Source organism: Comamonas koreensis, assembly GCF_021026195.1.
Classification (GTDB): domain Bacteria; phylum Pseudomonadota; class Gammaproteobacteria; order Burkholderiales; family Burkholderiaceae_C; genus Comamonas; species Comamonas koreensis.
On sequence record NZ_JAJNCT010000005.1, the window covers coordinates 613,283 to 630,228 of the forward strand.

18 protein-coding genes and 1 pseudogene are annotated in these 16,946 nt (G+C 64.4%); 9 read left to right on the plus strand and 10 right to left on the minus strand.

Annotation, left to right across the window (positions count from 1 at the left end):
* Nucleotides 1–63: 63 nt before the first annotated feature.
* From LPW39_RS05050 to lgt, 6 genes are all read right to left on the minus strand, one after another.
* Nucleotides 64–855 carry an enoyl-CoA hydratase/isomerase family protein gene (locus LPW39_RS05050; protein WP_230771837.1) on the minus strand — a complete coding sequence of 264 codons (792 nt, stop codon included), beginning with the start codon at nt 853–855 and terminating at the stop codon, nt 64–66.
* A 16-nt stretch (nt 856–871) separates the two neighbouring features.
* A complete protein-coding gene (locus LPW39_RS05055) occupies nt 872–1,888 on the minus strand; it encodes a Bug family tripartite tricarboxylate transporter substrate binding protein (protein ID WP_407928787.1) in 1,017 nt (338 codons plus the stop codon).
* Nucleotides 1,889–2,082: 194 nt separating this feature from the next.
* A complete protein-coding gene (locus LPW39_RS05060) occupies nt 2,083–3,564 on the minus strand; it encodes a malonyl-CoA decarboxylase (protein ID WP_230771838.1) in 1,482 nt (493 codons plus the stop codon).
* On the minus strand, nt 3,561–4,229 hold the full coding sequence (locus LPW39_RS05065; RefSeq protein WP_230771840.1) for a GntR family transcriptional regulator: 669 nt from the start codon (nt 4,227–4,229) through the stop codon (nt 3,561–3,563). The genes LPW39_RS05060 and LPW39_RS05065 overlap by 4 nt, the downstream gene beginning before the upstream one ends.
* Before the next feature lie 247 nt (nt 4,230–4,476).
* Complete coding sequence (locus LPW39_RS05070) at nt 4,477–5,265, minus strand: transporter substrate-binding domain-containing protein (RefSeq protein ID WP_230771843.1); 789 nt, start codon at nt 5,263–5,265, stop codon at nt 4,477–4,479.
* 103 nt (nt 5,266–5,368) lie between these two features.
* Entirely contained in the window at nt 5,369–6,199 is an 831-nt protein-coding gene (gene lgt, locus LPW39_RS05075; RefSeq protein ID WP_230771845.1) for a prolipoprotein diacylglyceryl transferase, read from the minus strand.
* A gap of 274 nt (nt 6,200–6,473) precedes the next feature.
* Between lgt and dapA the strand changes: the two genes are divergently transcribed.
* Together dapA and bamC are read left to right on the plus strand one after the other, a co-directional pair.
* Nucleotides 6,474–7,370, plus strand: coding sequence for a 4-hydroxy-tetrahydrodipicolinate synthase (gene dapA / locus LPW39_RS05080; protein ID WP_230771847.1), 897 nt, complete (start codon nt 6,474–6,476; stop codon nt 7,368–7,370).
* Between the two features lie 39 nt (nt 7,371–7,409).
* Complete coding sequence (gene bamC, locus LPW39_RS05085; RefSeq protein WP_230771849.1) at nt 7,410–8,516, plus strand: outer membrane protein assembly factor BamC; 1,107 nt, start codon at nt 7,410–7,412, stop codon at nt 8,514–8,516.
* Between the two features lie 358 nt (nt 8,517–8,874).
* Here bamC and LPW39_RS05090 read toward each other — a convergent pair.
* From LPW39_RS05090 to LPW39_RS05100, 3 genes and pseudogenes are all read right to left on the minus strand, one after another.
* Nucleotides 8,875–9,138, minus strand: a pseudogene (locus LPW39_RS05090) (hypothetical protein); the annotation flags it as partial.
* 199 nt (nt 9,139–9,337) lie between these two features.
* Complete coding sequence (locus LPW39_RS05095) at nt 9,338–9,862, minus strand: hypothetical protein (protein ID WP_230771853.1); 525 nt, start codon at nt 9,860–9,862, stop codon at nt 9,338–9,340.
* A complete protein-coding gene (locus tag LPW39_RS05100) occupies nt 9,862–11,013 on the minus strand; it encodes a cupin domain-containing protein (RefSeq protein WP_230771855.1) in 1,152 nt (383 codons plus the stop codon). Before LPW39_RS05100 ends, LPW39_RS05095 begins: the two co-directional genes overlap by 1 nt.
* 53 nt (nt 11,014–11,066) lie before the next feature.
* Between LPW39_RS05100 and LPW39_RS05105 the strand changes: the two genes are divergently transcribed.
* From LPW39_RS05105 to LPW39_RS05130, 6 genes are all read left to right on the plus strand, one after another.
* Nucleotides 11,067–11,591, plus strand: a complete 525-nt coding sequence (locus tag LPW39_RS05105) for an FKBP-type peptidyl-prolyl cis-trans isomerase (protein WP_133854759.1) — start codon at nt 11,067–11,069, stop codon at nt 11,589–11,591.
* Between the two features lie 135 nt (nt 11,592–11,726).
* Nucleotides 11,727–12,287: a GbsR/MarR family transcriptional regulator gene (locus LPW39_RS05110; protein WP_230771856.1), complete on the plus strand. Its 561-nt coding sequence runs from the start codon at nt 11,727–11,729 to the stop codon at nt 12,285–12,287.
* Between the two features lie 87 nt (nt 12,288–12,374).
* Complete coding sequence (locus LPW39_RS05115; RefSeq protein WP_230771858.1) at nt 12,375–12,866, plus strand: thiol-disulfide oxidoreductase DCC family protein; 492 nt, start codon at nt 12,375–12,377, stop codon at nt 12,864–12,866.
* 41 nt (nt 12,867–12,907) lie between these two features.
* Nucleotides 12,908–13,825 (plus strand): NAD-dependent epimerase/dehydratase family protein, encoded by a 918-nt coding sequence (locus tag LPW39_RS05120; protein ID WP_230771860.1) that lies wholly within the window; start codon nt 12,908–12,910, stop codon nt 13,823–13,825.
* Nucleotides 13,822–14,223 (plus strand): DoxX-like family protein, encoded by a 402-nt coding sequence (locus tag LPW39_RS05125; RefSeq protein WP_230771862.1) that lies wholly within the window; start codon nt 13,822–13,824, stop codon nt 14,221–14,223. Before LPW39_RS05120 ends, LPW39_RS05125 begins: the two co-directional genes overlap by 4 nt.
* Entirely contained in the window at nt 14,223–14,699 is a 477-nt protein-coding gene (locus tag LPW39_RS05130) for a DUF2269 family protein (protein ID WP_230771864.1), read from the plus strand. Before LPW39_RS05125 ends, LPW39_RS05130 begins: the two co-directional genes overlap by 1 nt.
* A gap of 4 nt (nt 14,700–14,703) precedes the next feature.
* Here the strand turns inward: LPW39_RS05130 and LPW39_RS05135 are convergent, their stop codons facing one another.
* Entirely contained in the window at nt 14,704–15,621 is a 918-nt protein-coding gene (locus LPW39_RS05135) for a Dyp-type peroxidase (protein WP_230771866.1), read from the minus strand.
* A 205-nt stretch (nt 15,622–15,826) separates the two neighbouring features.
* On the opposite strand from LPW39_RS05135, the gene LPW39_RS05140 reads away from it, so the two are divergent.
* On the plus strand, nt 15,827–16,858 hold the full coding sequence (locus LPW39_RS05140; RefSeq protein ID WP_230771868.1) for a GlxA family transcriptional regulator: 1,032 nt from the start codon (nt 15,827–15,829) through the stop codon (nt 16,856–16,858).
* Nucleotides 16,859–16,946 lie beyond the last annotated feature (88 nt).

Below are 16,946 nucleotides of genomic sequence, written 5' to 3' on the forward strand. Positions count from 1 at the left end.
GGTCTACGTGGTTGGTGGTTTCCTTGGCGCCTGCGACCGGGCTGCTGCCCTGCGCAGGCCGCTTCAAAACTGGGGGCTTCTTTTGGCTACGAAGGCGGCAATGCCTTCGCGGTGTTCTGCCGAATCGGCATAGGCATAGGGCTGCTGCAGCACCGGGGCCTGGGCATCGCCCTCGGCCAGTGCGCGCAGCAGTTGCTTGGTCATGCGGGCAGCCTGGGGTGCCAGGCCGCAGATGCGGGCCACGCTACGCTCCAGTTGGGCCTGCAGCTGGGCAGCGGGGTGGACCTGGCTCAAAAAGCCCGAGGCCCGCATCTGCTCGGCGCCAAAGACCGCCGCCTCCAGCAGCATCTGACGTGTCTTGGCAGGCCCCACCTGGCTCAGCACCAGGGCGGCCTCCTTGGGCGCCATCGGAAAGCCCAGCTTGGCAATCGGTGCGCCAAACTGGGCCCTGTCTGTCGCCAAACGGGTGTCGCAGCAACTGGCCAGCTCCACACCGGCGCCCATGCAGGCGCCGTCAATGGCGGCGACCAGGGGCACATCGCATTGCAGCATGGCATGCAGTGCCGGCCAGACCTCGCCCTCATGGAAGGCGGCCAGGCTCTCGGGGTGAAAGCGAAAGTCCGCGTATTCCGAGATATCGCCGCCGGCACAAAAGGCCTCGCCCTCGCCTTGCAGCACGATGCAGCGCAGCCCGGGCTGGCGCTGCAGGTCCTCGAACACGCTGCGCAGCTGCCGCCACATCGCGCGCGACATGGCATTGCGCTTGCCCGGGTGGGCCAGCACCACGCGCACGGCCTGCGCACGGGATGCGGCCTCGCCCGCCGTCCACGATTCCACACGAACCTGCCCCGCCATCACATCGCTCCTGCTGTCATTCAATCTTGGCACCCGAGGCCTTGACCACCTCGGCCCAGCGCTTGACCTCGTCGGCCACAAAGGCCGCAAACTGCGGCTGCGTCATGCTGCCATATTCCGCACCATTCTTGGCCCAGATGGCCTTGATTTCTTCCGAGGCCCCCATGCGCTTGGCCTCCTCGAACATGCGTGCCTGCAGCTCGGACGAGGTGCCTTTGACGGCCCACAGGCCGTACCAGGTGGTCACGTTGTAGTCGGGCAGGCCCACCTCGGCGGCGCAGGGCACATCGGGCAGCGAAGGGTTGCGCTGGCTGCCGGACACCATCAGGCACTTGATGCGCCCGGCAGCAATATGCGCGGCCGACGAGCCGAGGCCATCGAACAGCATGTCCACATTGCCGGCAATCAGGTCCTGCAGCGCTGGGCCTGCGCCCTTGTAGGGCACATGCAGGATGTCGGTCTGGCTCTGGATCTTGAACAGCTCGCCGGCCAGGTGGTGGCTGGTGCCGGCGCCGGCCGAGGCAAAGCTCATCTTGCCGGGATTGGCCTTGAGCTGGGCCAGCAGCTGCTGCATATTGGCGGCCGTCACCCGCTTGGGGTTGACCACCAGCACCTGCGGCACCGTCGCCAGCAAGGCCAGCGGTACCAGGTCCTTCTGGATGTCGTAGTCGAGCTTGGGATAGACCGAGGGTGCAATCACATGGTGGGTGCCGCCCATGAAGAAGTGGTAGCCATCGGAGGGCTGGCGCGCGGCAAAGCTGGCGCCCAGGGTGCCGCCCGCGCCGCCCTTGTTGTCGATCACCAGGGTCTTGCCCGAGATTTTCGAGAACTGCGAGGACAGCGGCCGCGCAAAGGCATCAGTGCCGCCCCCTGCGGGAAAGGGCACCACCCAGGTCACCGGCTTGGTGGGCCAGTCCTTGGCTGATGCCGTGTTGGCCCAGCTCCAGGCGGGCAGCGCCGTGCCGGCCATGCCGGCGGCCAGGCCTACCAGCGTTCGCCTTCTGGATGAGGACGGTGTATAGCTCTTGGTCATCTTGTCTCCTAAGGTTTATTTTTAAGATCCACGCACACCCGCCTGCGCGTGCCCACAGCAACGCACAAGCCCTGGCTGGTCAGCAAAGAATGCCGACCACCCAGGCTGCGGCCCTTATGGGGCCTGCAGCTCTCTCCAGACCAGCGTTGCGCCCGGGGGCGCGCGGAGCTGGCCTGCCATCCTCAAAAACAGGTTCAGACCTTGGCCAGTGCCTCGATGCCCGAGGACACCGGGATCTTGCCCTGGGCCAGCAGGTTGCGGTGCTTGTCCAGGCGCTTGAGGTCGTACAGGTAGTTCACCATCAGGCCGTAGGATTGCTTGATGCCCTTGGCGGAGGTATCGCCCGCCCAGTTCAGGCGCTCGACCCGCGAGCCATTGCCCAGGTGGAAGCGGGCGACCGGGTCCACCGGCTTGTCCTTGACCAGACTCTTGCCCAGGTAGCGGGCAGCGGCATGCATCAACAGCTTGGCAGCGGGGTCGGCGGCCTGCAACTTGCCCGCCTGCTCCAGTGCGCCCATCCAGTCGTCCACGCTGGGGTCGGCCTTGTCCAGTGCCTTGCCCAGCTCGGCGCGCAGGCGTTTGTCGGCGCCCTCCCAGACCTCGCCGGCGTTCTTGCCCAGCCAGCTGCGAAAACCAGGGATCGGCGACAGGGTGGCGAACTGGCGCAGCTTGGGAAACTCCTGCAGCAGCTGCTCCACCACGGTCTTGATCAGCGAATCGCCAAAGCTCACGCCGCGCAAGCCGGTCTGGGTGTTGCTGATCGAGTAGAAGATGGCCGTGCTCGCCTTGTCCACATCGGCTGCGGCAGCGGCCTCGTCCAGCAGCGGCGCAATGCTGTCCGACATCTTGTCGACCAGGGCCACCTCGACAAAGATCAGCGGTTCATTGGGCAGGCGCGGGTGGAAAAAGCCGTAGCAACGGCGGTCGCTGTCGAGGCGGTTTTTCAGGTCGGTCCAGCTGCGGATGTCGTGCACCGCTTCGTACTTGATGAGCTTTTCCAGCAGGGACGCGGGCGAATCCCAGCTGAGGCTGCGCAGCTCCAGAAAGGCGATATCGAACCAGGTCGAGAACAGGTATTCCAGATCGGCGTCCACGGCGACCAGCCATTCCTGGCTCTTGAGCTGGGGCAGCATTTGCGCACGCAGATCGAGCAAAAAGCGCATACCCTGCGCGGGCACCGCAAAACGCTGGAACAGCCTCATGCGCGGCGTCTGCAAGGCCTTGCGCAACTGGCGCTCGGCAGCGGCCATGCCGGCGGTGCCGATGGCGTCCTCATAGCGCTGGCGGGCCTGGCCGATCTTGGCCACATCGGGCACAAACTGCTCGCACAGCAGGCGCCAGCAGTCCAGGCGCTGCTCGGGCTGGGCGGCGGCATACCACTGCATCACCGGCTCGGCCAGGCGCCCGCCTTCGGCATCGCTCACCTCGCTGGCGCACACGGCCTGCAGGTCGGCCAGCAGGCGGCGCAGCTCGCGCGGCGACAGCGCCTCATTGCCCCGGCGCAAGGTGGCCTTGAGACGCTCGGTGGTGCTGCGCTCGCCCTCATCAGCGCTGGTGCTGTTGCCCAGCTCGGTAGGAATGCCGACCGAGCGCAGCCAAGCTGCGCTTTTTTGCAGCCAGCTGTTGGCGGCGCTGTCCACCCCGGTGGCGGGCGAAGTCTCTGTAGCGGTGGTCATAAAGCAATCCTTGACATGGAAAGGGGGGTGATGCGCAGCAGCGCCTTGCGCTGCTGCAGCAAATGGTTGCGCATGGTCTGCTCGGCCGCATCGGCGTCGCCAGTCAGCATCACGGCATAGATATCGAGGTGCTCCTGCAAGCTGGCCTGCAGCCGGCCCGGCGCGCGCAGCTGGTGCAGCCGTGCCAGGCGCAAAATGCGGCGCAGATCGGCAATCGCCTGGGCCAGCCAGCGGTTGTCGGCCAGGGTGATGAAGGCCTCATGGATCTGGTGGTTCATGCGGTAGTAGGCCGCGATGTCGCCCGCCTCGGCGTAGTGGGTCAGCTGCTCGTGCATCACATCGAGCACGGCGCGGTCGGCGCTGCTGAGCTTCTTGGTGGCCTCGTAGGCGGCCCGGCCTTCCAGCAAGGCAATGACCGGAAAGATATCGTCCAGATCGCGCTCGGTCACGGTCTCGACAAAGCAGCCGCGCCGAGGCTCATGGCGCAGCAGGCCTTCGGAGACCAGCAGCTTGAGGGCTTCACGCAGCGGCGTGCGTGAGACGGAGAGCTGGTCGCACAGCGCCTTTTCATCCAGCAGCTCCCCTGCGGCCAGGGTGCCGGCAAAAATCAGGTCGCGCACCTGTATCGCCACCGTGTCGTGCAAAGGCTGTCCGGCAACCGCCATCCGCTCACTCCTTGGTAAAAGCCGTTTTGCGCTAGAGCCAGCAGCCCAAAACGCAGTGCGTGCCTGTAATTATGAGAAATTACAGCGCATTTTGGCACCCGTGTTAATACCCGGTTGATTGCCCGCGACCACTGTTACCGGTGCAAACGCTCACCTCCGCCATTTTTGGCAATAAAAAAGCAGGCACCGGGTCAACCGGGCCTGCTTGTCTCAGCGCTGGGGCCGTGGGCCGCAGCATGGGATGGCCTCAGTCCTTGCCGTAAGGGTCAAAGTCAAAGTACTTGTCGGCAATCTTCTTGTAGCGGCCGTCTGCACGGATCGCGGCAATGGCGTCGTTGAGCGACTTCTTCAGCTCGGGCTGGCCCTTGCGCATGGCAATGCTGGCGCCTTCGCCAAAGATCTTCTTGTCCACCAAGGTGTCGCTGACAAACTCAAAGTTCTGGCCTTCGGGCTTCTTCAAGAAGCCGTAAGCAATTTCCACGCTGTCGGCCACCGAGCCATCGAGACGGCCGGAGTTGATGTCCAGGTAGACAGGGTCACGGCCAGGGTAGGAAACGACATCGACGCCTGCGGGCTTGAGGTAGGTGAGCGCCCATTTCTCCTGGATGCTGGCCTTCAGCACGCCCATCTTCTTGCCCTTGAGCGATTCGGGGCCGCTGTACTTGAAGCCTTTGGGCATCACGATGCGGGCACCCGTGTGGTAGTACTTGTTGGTGAAGTCCACGACACGTGCGCGGTCCTCGTTCTTGGCCATCGAGCTGATGATGACGTCGTACTTCTTGGCCTGCAGACCGGGGATCATGCCGTCCCAGACCTGCTCGACAAACACGCACTTGCGCTTGATCTCCGCGCACAGCGCGTTGGCGATATCGATATCGAAACCGGCGGGCTGGCCTGTGGGCAGCTTGTAGGTAAAGGGCTCGTAGCTCAGGTCCACAGCCACTTTCAGATCGGGCAAGGCCTGCTGCGCAGACACCGCTGCACTGCCCAACATGCACACACCGGCCACCAGGCCCAGAACCCATTTTCCTGTCATATCGTCCACTCTCCGCTCAGGCAAAAAACAAAGCCGCTGTGCCAGATAAACCCGGCACAGCGGCTGATCAGTATAGCCCTATCGAACCAGGGATATAGGCGATTTACGGCGTAGCAAGCACTGGCTGGCTGCGGCCCCGGTTCCACAGGTAGATGCCCAGCAGCACCATCGGCAGGCTGAGCCACTGGCCCATGCTGAGGTTCAGCGACAGCAGGCCCAGGAAGTCATCGGGCTCGCGGAAGTACTCGGCAATAAAGCGCAACAGGCCGTAACCGATCAGGAAGACACCAGCCACCTGGCCCTCGCCGCGCGGCTTGCGCGAGTACAGCCACATGATGACGAAGAGCAGCACACCTTCGAGCAGGAACTGGTAGATCTGTGAAGGGTGACGCGGCAGCATCGAGCCGCTTTGCGGAAACACCATGCCCCAGGGCAGGTCGGGGCTGGAGAAGCGGCCCCAGAGCTCGCCATTGATGAAGTTGCCCACGCGGCCCGATGCCAGACCCAGCGGAATGCAGGGCGCGACGAAGTCGGCCACCTGCAGCCAGGGCCGGCCCTTGAGCTTGGCAAACAGCACCATCGACACGATCACGCCCACCAGGCCGCCATGGAAGCTCATGCCGCCTTGCCAGACCGCCAGGATCTCCAGCGGGTGGCTGAGGTAGTAACCGGGTTTGTAGAACAGGCAGTAGCCTAGGCGGCCACCGACGATGACCCCGAGCACGCCAAAGAACAAGATGTCCTCGACATCCTTGCGCTGCCAGCGTGTGGGCGTGGTGACCGAGGCAAAAGGCTGGTCCTTGAGGCGGCGAATGCCCAGGAACAGAAACAGGCCAAAGGCGACCAGATAGGTCAGGCCATACCAGTGCACGGCCAGCGGGCCGAGCTTGATGGCAATCGGGTCAAATTGGGGATACATCAGCATGGCAGGCATTGTGCCGCAGTTCGCAGTGGGCAGCGCCAAGCCGGGCCGCGCCCCAGGACTTACCCGGGTCCATGCGCATTCAATTACACAATCGATATCAACCGATCAACCGAAAATTTACGTCAAATTAACCAAATAACCAAGACAAAACATTCAAAATGACCAAACACGAAGCGTGTTTGTGATCAATATGACAGCGATTGCTTCTGAGCGCGCTATACTGCCAGCGGCGGTAGCAGTCCAGCCCCCGCTAGAATCTTCCATCCAGCTTTCAATCCACGCTATGACTTCCACCAGTGTTCCATTGACCGGTAGTATTGTTGCCCTGATCACCCCCCTGCATGCCGATGGCAGCGTGGACTATGCAAGCCTGCGAAAACTGATCGACTGGCATATCGCCGAAGGCACCAACTGCATCGGCGTGGTGGGCACCACCGGCGAGTCGCCTACGGTCACGGTGGAAGAGCACATGGAGATCATCCGTGTCTCCGTCGAGCAGTCCAACAAGCGCGTGCCCATCATGGCCGGCTGCGGCGCCAACTCCACCCACGAGGCCATCACCCTGGCCAAGTACGCCAAGAGCGTGGGCGCAGACAGCCAGCTCCAGGTCGTGCCCTACTACAACAAGCCAACCCAGGAAGGCCAGTTCCAGCACTTCAAAGCGATTGCCGAAGCGGTGGGCGACCTGCCGATCTTCCTCTACAACGTGCCGGGCCGCAGCGTGGCCGACATGCAGCACGACACCGTGCTGCGCCTGGCCGAAGTGCCCGGCATCGTCGGCATCAAGGAAGCCACCGGCAACATCGAACGCGCGCAGTGGCTGATCAAGGATGCGCCTGCCGGCTTTGGCATCTACTCGGGCGATGACCCCACCGCCGTGGCCCTGATGCTGTGCGGCGGACATGGCAATGTCAGCGTCACCGCCAACATCGCACCACGCCTGATGAGCCAGCTATGCCAGGCAGCAATTGCCAAGGATGTTGGTCGGGCTATGGAAATTCAGAATAAACTGCTGCCGCTGCATAAAGCCCTCTTCTTGGAGGCCAACCCCATTCCGGTAAAGTGGGCGGCCAACAAGATGGGTCTGTGTGGCCCAACCCTGCGCCTGCCGATGACCGAGCTTTCCGCCGGTCTGCATGGCACGGTGGAAGCTGCAATGCGCGGAGCCTCCCTGCTTTAACGCAATCATCCGCGCGTTGCCTCTGTTAAGGATTTGAACGTGAATTCCCTCGCAAAACTCAGCGTGCTGAGCCTGTCTGTTACTTTGGCCGCTTGCGGTACCGGCAATATTCTCGAAGGCGACAAGATCGACTACAAGAGCGCCTCCAAAGGGCCAACGCTGGAAGTCCCCCCAGACCTGACCCAGCTGTCCAAGGACTCGCGCTATGTCGTGCCTGGCGGCACGGTATCGGCTGCGGCCTACCAGGTACAAAAGGACGCTGCGCCCAAGGGCACCGCCAACACCGCCGCTTCGCAGATTGGTGACGTGCAGATTGAGCGCGATGGCAACCAGCGCTGGCTGGTCATCGACCGCCCCGCAGACAAGGTCTGGGAACCGGTCAAGGACTTCTGGCAGGAAAGCGGCTTTGCGCTGACCATCGAGCGCCCTGACATCGGCATCATGGAAACCGACTGGGCCGAAAACCGCGCCAAGCTGCCACAGGATTTCATCCGCCGCTCCATCGGCAAGGTGTTCGACTCGATCTACTCGACCGGTGAGCAGGACAAGTTCCGCACGCGTATTGAGCGCCGCCCCGATGGCAAATCCGAAATCTATGTCAGCCACCGCGGCATGGAAGAGGTCTATTCCAACAAGGAAAAAGACAGCACCATCTGGCAGCCCCGCAAGGCCGATCCGGAACTGGAAACCGAATTCCTGCGCCGCATCATGGTCAAGCTGGGTGTGAGCGAAGAGCAGTCCAAGGCGATTGCGGCTGCACCTCTGGCCCCTGTCAGCACCTCCAAGATTGCCACCGCTGCCGATGGCTCGCCGGTGCTGCAGGTCAGCGATCCGTTCGACCGCACCTGGCGCCGCGTGGGCCTGGCGCTGGACCGCACCGGCTTCACCGTCGAGGACCGCGACCGCAGCCAAGGCGTCTACTTCGTGCGCTATATCGATCCCGCTGATCTGAACAAGAAGCCCGACGGTTTCTTTGCCAAGATCTTCAACCGCAACCCGGATGCACCGGATCCGATCAAGTACCGCATCCAGGTCAAGAGCGAGGCCAACACCAGCAATGTCACCGTGCTCAACGAGAGCGGCAAGGCAGATACCTCTGCCAATGCCCAGCGCATCTTGAAGGTGTTGGCTGACGACATGAAGTGATGCCCTGCGCGGCCCCTTGGGCCGTGACCAGCCTCCCAAGCCACTGCCTCTGCGCAGTGGCTTTTTTCATGGGCCCACGGAAGGGCACCAACGCTGGCCGACAGACGAGCACTGCCATCCATCGCCCCCTGCCAAGCGCCCAAACAAAAAGCCCGTGCAAAGCACGGGCTCGTTCAGGCAAATCAGCAGTGCAGGCCCGGCAGCGGCCAGGCCAGCAACTCAGCGCTTACTTGCTCACCGATTCCTTAGCAGCGGTAGCAGCGTTGGATGCGGCGTCAGCAGCAGCCTTAGCAGCATCTGCAGCAGCGGCGCCAGCGTCCTTGGCGGCGTCAGCAGCGTTGTGGGCAGCGTCCTTGGTGGCATCAGCAGCATTGCCGGCAGCTTCCTTGGTGGCATCTGCGGCCTTCGAAGCAGCAGCGCTGGCATCAGCAGCAGCGTCCTTAGCAGCGTCAGCAGCAGCGTTGGCGGCATCCTTGGCAGCTTCAACGGCAGGTGCGGGTGCAGGTGCTGGCGCTTCCACAGGCGCAGGTGCTGGTGCGGGCACAGCAGCTTCTTCCTTCTTGCCGCAAGCAGCCAGAGCAACAGCAGCCATCAACGATGCGATAACAAGGGATTTCTTCATTTGGGTATTCCTAACGACGGTGGATTCTTGTGGAACGGGCCAGAGCAAGCAAAGCGCTCAGGCCAAGGGTGCTTAGCACAAAGTAATAACGCCTTGGCGTCTGAAATGAATTATAGGGATTACCCGGGCCGCATGCCTATGCTAACAGCCCCCGCAACGTTGCCGGCCAGCAACGAAAGACACGGTTGTCAACAATGGCCTACAAACCCAGCACCGTCGCGGCAAAGTCTGGCGTGCTGGCCGAGCGGATCCACTCCTGCAATCGCTCGCCCAAGGGCACGATGGCGCTGCGTTCGGCGCTGGCTACGCCCACGCAGCGATCCACGTCCAGGCGCTGCACCGCCCACTGCGGCGACCACAGCGCGCTGGGGATCTGCGCCACATCGCGGCTCAGCAGGCGGCGGCACTGCAGGCGGTGGTCCCAGGTCTTGCGCCATTGCACCCAGCGCGGGTGGCGCTGCACCAGCCGGTCAAAGCGTTGGGCCAACACGGTCATCTGCCCGCCCTGGCGCGCCCAGTGGTGCAGCAGCTCCACCGCATCGGCACTGCCCCAGGCCCAGTCGGCAAAATCCGCATCGGCCACGATGATCTGGCGCCAGCCCTGCGCGGCCGCCTGCTGCAGAAAATACTGCAGCTGCGCGTCAAAGGCTGCGCGGCCCTCAAAGCGGCCGCTCAGCCCATCGTCGGGCTGCCAGGCGGCAGGTGCGGGGCCGGCGCTGCTCATCACTGCGGCACCGCGTGGGCCCAGCCGTCCTCGCACCACTGCGACAGCAGCTGCAAGGCATCGTCACTGGCACCGCTGATATCGCGGCGGTCCAGGTGGCGGCCATCGGCCAGCTTCTTCATCAGGCTGAAGTCCCGGCCAGCGGCGCGGTAGCTTTCGCCATTGATGAACACATGGTGCTCGTCGTACATCATGCGGGTCTTGCGGTCCAGGGCCACGGCTTCGAGCATGGCGGGGAAATCCTCGGGCTCGAACCAGACATTGGCCTTGGGCTCGGTCAGCGACTCGCCCAGCGCGCGGGCCAGCGCCAACGGCTCGGCCAGGCGTTTTTCGATGGCCGCACGGGCAAAGTCCAGCATTGCCGGCGGAATGGCGCCCGGTGCCTGCACCGCCGTCTGCTTGGGGTCCTGGTAGATCGGCGAGGCGGCCTTGGCGTTGACCTCGCCATCCATCTCGTCGCCCTCGGACATGCGCATCAGCAGCTCGCCGGCCAGCTCCTGCTGTGCAGGGGAGCGAAAGCCGATCGAGTAGGTCATGCACTCGCCCTCGGCCACGCCGTCATGCGCGTAGCGCGGCGGCAGGTAAAGCATGTCGCCGGGCTCCAGCACATACTCCTCCTGGGCTTCGAACTCGGCAAGGATCTTGAGCGGAATGCCTTCCTTCAGCGCCAGGTTCTTTTGCTTGCCGATGCGCCAGCGGCGCTTGCCATGGGCCTGCAGCAGGAACACGTCATAGCTGTCGAAATGCGGGCCCACGCCACCGCCATCGCTGGCATAGCTCACCATCAGGTCATCCAGGCGCGCGGCCGGAACAAAGGCAAAGCGCTGCAGCAGTGCATGGGCGGCATCGCTGTGCAAATCGAGGCCCTGCAGCAGCAAGGTCCACTCCGGTGTCTTCAGCGAGGGAATGACGCGGCGGCTGAAGGGGCCGTGCTTGACGCTCCAGGCACCCGCCTTGTGCTGGATCAGGCGCGATTCCACGCCCTCCTCGCCGGCCAGCTCAAACAGCTGGCTGCGTGGCAGCGGCAGCTGCAGGTCCTTCCAGTCGCTGACGGCACCGCGCACCAGCAGCGGCTTTTTCTGCCAGTAACGGCGCATGAACTGGGCCGGAGAGATGCCCCCCAGCAGAGGCAGTGCTTGTTCGATTTGCATGGCTTTCTCGGTGATCCTCTGGGCGTCCGGGCCCAAACTGCGACAATTGTCCTATGGAAATCACTGATCAATGCGTGGTCGCACTGACCTGGACGCTGAAAGACACTTTGGGCGAGACCCTGGACGTGCTCGACGAGCCCGTCGAATTCCTCGTCGGAGGCCAGGATTTGCTGGCCCGCGTGGAGCAGGCGCTGCAAGGCCATACCGTCGGTAGCCGTGTGCAGCTGCACCTGGAGCCCGAAGACGCCTTTGGCGATTACGACGAGGAAAAGGTCTTCCTCGAAGCGCGCTCGCTCTTCCCGCCGGATCTGGAAGAAGGCATGACCATCGAAGGCCATGCACTGCCCCAGGGGACCAACCCCGATGCGCCGCGCGACATGATCTACACCGTCACCGAGCTCTACCCCGAGCATGTGGTGCTGGACGGCAACCATCCGCTGGCCGGCATCGCCATTCGCCTGGACATCCAGGTAGCCGGCGTGCGTGAAGCGACCGAAGAAGAGATTGGCACAGGCACCTGCGGCACCGGCTTCTTCCGCGTGCAACCGCAAGCGCCAGGCAATAACCTGCTGCACTGAGCTCGGCGCTGGCCGCATCTGCGACCAGACCGCCAGCACGGCACCCCAGACCAAGGCCATCCTCCGCTATGGCCTTTTTCATGGCCCTTTAATTTCTGTCTTGACAGAAATAAATGAAACCCTAGAATTCAAGCCATGCAAATGACCGACATCCAACAACAATTTGTGCTGCACTGGGGCGAGATGGGATCGATGTGGGGCGTCAACCGCACGGTCTCGCAGATCCATGCGCTGCTGTTTGTGCTGGGCAAGCCGCTCAATGCCGAGCAGTTGAGCGAGACCTTGAACGTGGCGCGCTCCAATGTCAGCAACAGCTTGAAGGAGCTGCAATCCTGGCAGCTGGTGCGGGTCACGCATGTGCTGGGCGACCGGCGCGATTATTTCGAAACCAGTGTCGATGTCTGGGAGCTTTTCCGCACCATCGTCCGGGAGCGCAAGGAGCGGGAGTTCGACCCCACCACCCGCCTGCTGCAGTCCCTCGTCAACAGCCCCGACTTTGCCCGCGAGAGCGCCGATGGCCAGGACCGCATCATGGCGACTCTGGAGCTGATGCAAAAGCTGGGCGCCTGGAGCGACGAAATGCTGCGCCTCTCGCCTGCGACCCTGGACAAGATTTTGACCCTGGGCGCCACCGTGCAGCGTTTTGTGCGCGGCAGTCCTGCGGCGCAAGAGCCCGAGGCACTGAGCAAGCCCTGAAAACACCATGGCCGAGCTCTGCAAGGAGAGCGGCCTTTTTTTGGCACCATTATTTCTGTTTTGACAGAAACATCGAAAGAAATGCATATGCTGAGCCGTGATACTGCCGACACCCGCTTCCCGCTGACCATCTACTACGACGCCAGCTGCCGCATGTGCAACGCCGAGATGCGCCACCTGATGCTGCGCAACCAGGCGGGCAAGCTGATCTTTATTGACGCCAGCACCGCCGACCTGAGTGAGGCCCCGGCCGACAAGGCGGCGCTGATGCAGGCCATCCATGGCGTGGGTGCCGATGGCAAGGTCTACACCGGGGTCGACTGCCTGACCCGCGCCTACCTGGGCGTGAGCTGGGCCTGGGTGCCCCGGCTGGCCGGGTTGCCGCTGGTGGCGGATGCGCTCGACAAACTCTACCCGCTGCTGGCCCGCAATCGCTACCGCCTGCCATTGGCCCCGATGGCCTGGGTGCTGGAGCAAGGCCTGCAGTGCACGGTACGCCGTCAGGCCCGGCAGGCTGCAGCGCGCAGTGCGGCCTGCGCACGCGGCAGCGATGCCTGCGACATCGACCGCCCCCGCTAAACGCGCTGCTAGAAAAACGCCCTTGGCAACCAGGAGAGACCATGCACAGCACCAACGCCCCCCAACCCACCGTCTTGCTCTGCGGCGGCCAGGGCTTTATCGGCCAGGCACTGGCGCGCCAGTTGCGCGCCCAGGGCATGCGTGTCATAGCGGCCAGCAGGCGCTCGCAGCCGCCACTGCAATTTGCCAGAATGCAGCAGCCCGCTGACTGGCTGCTCCATCTGCAAGGCGTGGATCTGGTCATCAATGCCGTGGGCAGCCTGCGCGACCAGCCGGGGCCCAACGGTGCCAGCCTGGAGGCCCTGCACCAGACCAGCCCGCAAGCACTGTTCGACGCCTGCGCCCAGGCGGGTGTGCGGCGCGTGATGCAGCTCTCGGCCCAGGGGGTGGACGACAACGACACTGCCTATGCGCGCACCAAACGCGCAGCAGATGCCCGTTTGCTGGCGCTGACTGCGCAAGGCCAGCTCGACGGCATTGTCGTGCGGCCCAGCATTGTCATTGGCGCACGGGGCGCCAGCACCCAGCTGTTCATGCGCCTGGCACTGCTGCCGGTGCTGGTGCTGCCGGCGGTGATGCAGCAGCGCCTGATGCAGCCGGTCGCGGTCGACGAATTGGCCGAGGTGATGGTACGGCTGCTGCAGTCCCCCACCACCGGCATCGTGCAGCTCGGCGGGCCGCGGCGCCTCAGCATGGCGCAGATGATTCTGAGCCTGCGCCAGCAGGCCGGCCGCAGCAACGCGCTGCAGCTGCGCTTGCCGGACTGGGCCACCCAGGCCAGTGCACGGCTGGGCGATGCGGTGCCCAGCAGCCCCTGGTGCAGCGCCTCGTTGCAGCTGGCATCGCTGGACAACTGCTGCGACCCGGCGCCGATGGCGCAGTGGTTGGGCCGTGCGCCCACCGACCCTGGGCAGATGCTGGCGCTGATCCGAGGCCAGGCTGCGGGAGACGCGGCATGAACGCCAGACCGATGCCGCTGTGCCCGCCCTTGCAACTGCTGCGCCTGAGCCTGGTCGCCGTCTGGCTGTGGACGGCCGCCGCCAGCCTGCTGCAGTGGCAGGGCGAAAGCACCGCGTTGCTGGCGGCCGGCGGCATCACATCGCCCGACATCCAAGCCTGGTTGATTGGCGCTGGCGTGGCGCTGGATCTGCTGCTGGGCCTGTGGCTGCTGTGCCGGCCCGGGCGCGCGGCCTATGCCGCTTCGTTCGCAGCCATGCTGGCGATGACCCTGGCAGCCACCGCGCTGCTGCCCAGCCTGTGGCTGCACCCGCTGGGCCCCTTGTCCAAAAACCTGCCGATTGCTGCCGCGCTCTGGCTGCTGTGGCACAGCAGCCCCCGCGACGGACGGAGTGAATGATGAACACCTATTTGCTGCTCAAAACCCTGCACATCCTGTTGAGCGTGCTGATGGTCGGCACCGGCTTTGGCTCGGCCTTTTATATGTTCTTTGCCAACCGCAGCGGCAATGTGGCGGCGCAGGCGGTGGTCAGCCGCCTGGTGGTGCGGGCCGATTGGTGGTTCACGACGCCGGCGGTCATCATCCAGCCGCTCAGCGGCTGGGCGCTGATGGTGATGGCGGGCTGGCCCTGGCACACGCCCTGGCTGCTGCTGTCGATGGCGCTGTATGTGTTGGCGGGCCTGTGCTGGTTGCCAGTGGTGGCCATGCAAATCCGCATGGCCCACATGGCCGCCCAGGCCGATGCCCAGGGCCAGCCGCTGCCCGACGCCTACCGGCGCCTTGCCAGCCGCTGGGAGGCGCTGGGCTACCCGGCCTTTGTGGCGATGCTGGGCGTGTACTACCTGATGGTCAACAAGCCCACGCTCTGGAATTAGCGTTTTACAAACCCAATGCGCGCAGATCGATGCGGCCGTTCAGCATCGGCGGGCACCAGTAGTAGGCGTTGGTAACGGGGTTGGACATCTGGAACAGGCCATCGGCAATCCCGTCTTCCTCGCCCGCCATGCGGCGCATCTGCGCTTCAAAGGCGTCAAAGCTGCGGCCAAAACCGGCAAAGATGGCGCCCACGGCGTCGCTGCCATCGGGCTGCACCTTCCACCAGGGCATATTGCGGCGCAGGATAAAGGCTTCGGGGCTGAAGCTCTCCTGCGCGGTGCGCTTGACGTGGGCCGACGCGGGCGCATCGTCCAGCTCTTCGTTGTCGCTCAGGCGGCGGCCAATCATGTGGTCCTTTTGCAGCGCGCTCATGCGGGCAAAAGCATCCATGTCATGCTGCCACTGTTGTACGGCAAAGTAGCTGCCGCCATCCAGCCCCGCGCCCATGCCATCGGCAATGGCGGCATGCACGGCGTCGTCGTCCTTGGGGTTTTCGGTGCCGTCTTCGTAGCCGGTCAGATCGCGCACCGCATCCTTGCCGTTCCAGCCGTGGCGGAAGCAATCCACCACCTTCTCGCGGCTGAAGGCCGGCGCCAGCAACGTTGCGGCCTCGCGCGAGAGGCGCAGCACATCGCCCCGGTCATTGCCGCGCAGCCAAAGGCACAGCGCATGCGGCGTCAGCGCCAGCGGGCCTTGGGGCCCGGTGATGGCCGGAAAATTGCGCAAGCCCGGCACCTGCACGCCCAGCAGATCAGCCACCGGCTGGCCGATGCAGACGACGACCTGCTCGCCATCGGCCCATTGCTGCAAGCGCGCCAGCGCGGCACGCACGGCCGGGGCGTCGCCTGCGAGTTTCCAGAGTTGGTAGCGGCTGGCAGCTGGCAGCGCCAGCAGGATTCCTGGTTGGTTCAAAGCGGTCATCGTATGGGGGACGCGCAGCTGTGCCGCTGCGTCTTCGCTGTTGGATTGCAATCAGCTATTGTCGCGCAGCTGTCCTACAAACTTGGCCCTCGCCTGTACGCTTTCCCTAATCACTGCCATAGCTGTTGCGCTTAGGCTGCAAATTGGCAGAATATGTGCGATCAATGTCATTGCTGCCAAATCGGCCTGCATGCACACTGTGCGCATGCCCCCATCTCGCACCACCGCCGCCCACAGCGCCCAGCCCGGCCACCGCGTTATCTGCATCACCTACCCGCGTGCGATGAGCCTGGATATCACCGGGCCCATGCAGGTGTTTGCCACCGCCAACGATGTGCGCGAGCGCCAGGGCCAGCCCGCCTTCTACCAGCTGGTCTTTGCCGGGCTGGAAGCCGGGCCGGTGGACTTGTCATGCGGACTGCAGATGGTGGCCGCCCAGGGTTTGGCCCAGCTGCGCCCGCCTCCCAACAGCACCGTGCTGGTGCCCGGGGGCGATGGCGTGGTGGAGGTGCAGCACCACAGCGGCCTGCGCCAATGGCTGCAGCGCTCGGCGCCCAAGGTGCAGCGCCTGGGCTCGGTCTGCTCGGGTGCGCTGATCCTGGCGCGCGCCGGCTTGCTCGATGGCCTGCCTGCCACCACCCATTGGTGCCGCCTGGCTGAGCTGGCGGCGATGGAACGCCCCATCCAGGTCGATGGCGACCGGCTGCACACCTTTGATGCCAGCCATCCACAGCAGCGCCACATCTTCACATCGGCCGGGGTGACCTCGGGCATCGACCTGGCGCTGAGCCTGATCGAGGCCGACCTGGGCCGCAGCATGGCGCTGGCCGTCGCCCGGCATCTGGTGATGTTTGTGCGCCGGCCTGGCGGGCAGGCGCAGTTCAGCCCGCTGCTGGCGGCCGAGACCACGCAGGCGCCACGCCTGGCCGGGCTGCTCGAATGGATTCCCGGCCACCTGGGCGAACGCCTCAGTGTGGAGCAACTCGCAGCGCAGGCCTGCCTGCCGCCGCGCACGCTGGCGCGCGTGTTCCAGCAAGAGCTGGGCACCACGCCGGGCCGCTATGTGGAGCGGGTGCGGCTGCAGGCCGCCACCACCTTGCTGAGCCAGCGCCAGGCCTCCGTCTCCACCGTGGCGCGCCTGTGCGGCTTTGGCCACCCGGAAAACCTGCGCCGCAGCTTTCACAAAACCCTGGCCGTCAGCCCCCAGGCCTTTGCCGAGCGCTTTGGCGCCGGCTAGCCCAGGGCCGCCGCTGAGCGGCTGAACCCAGCATTACCTTCCACCAAGCGATCCGGACAGCACTGCGCTGCCCGGCAGCCCCCACACG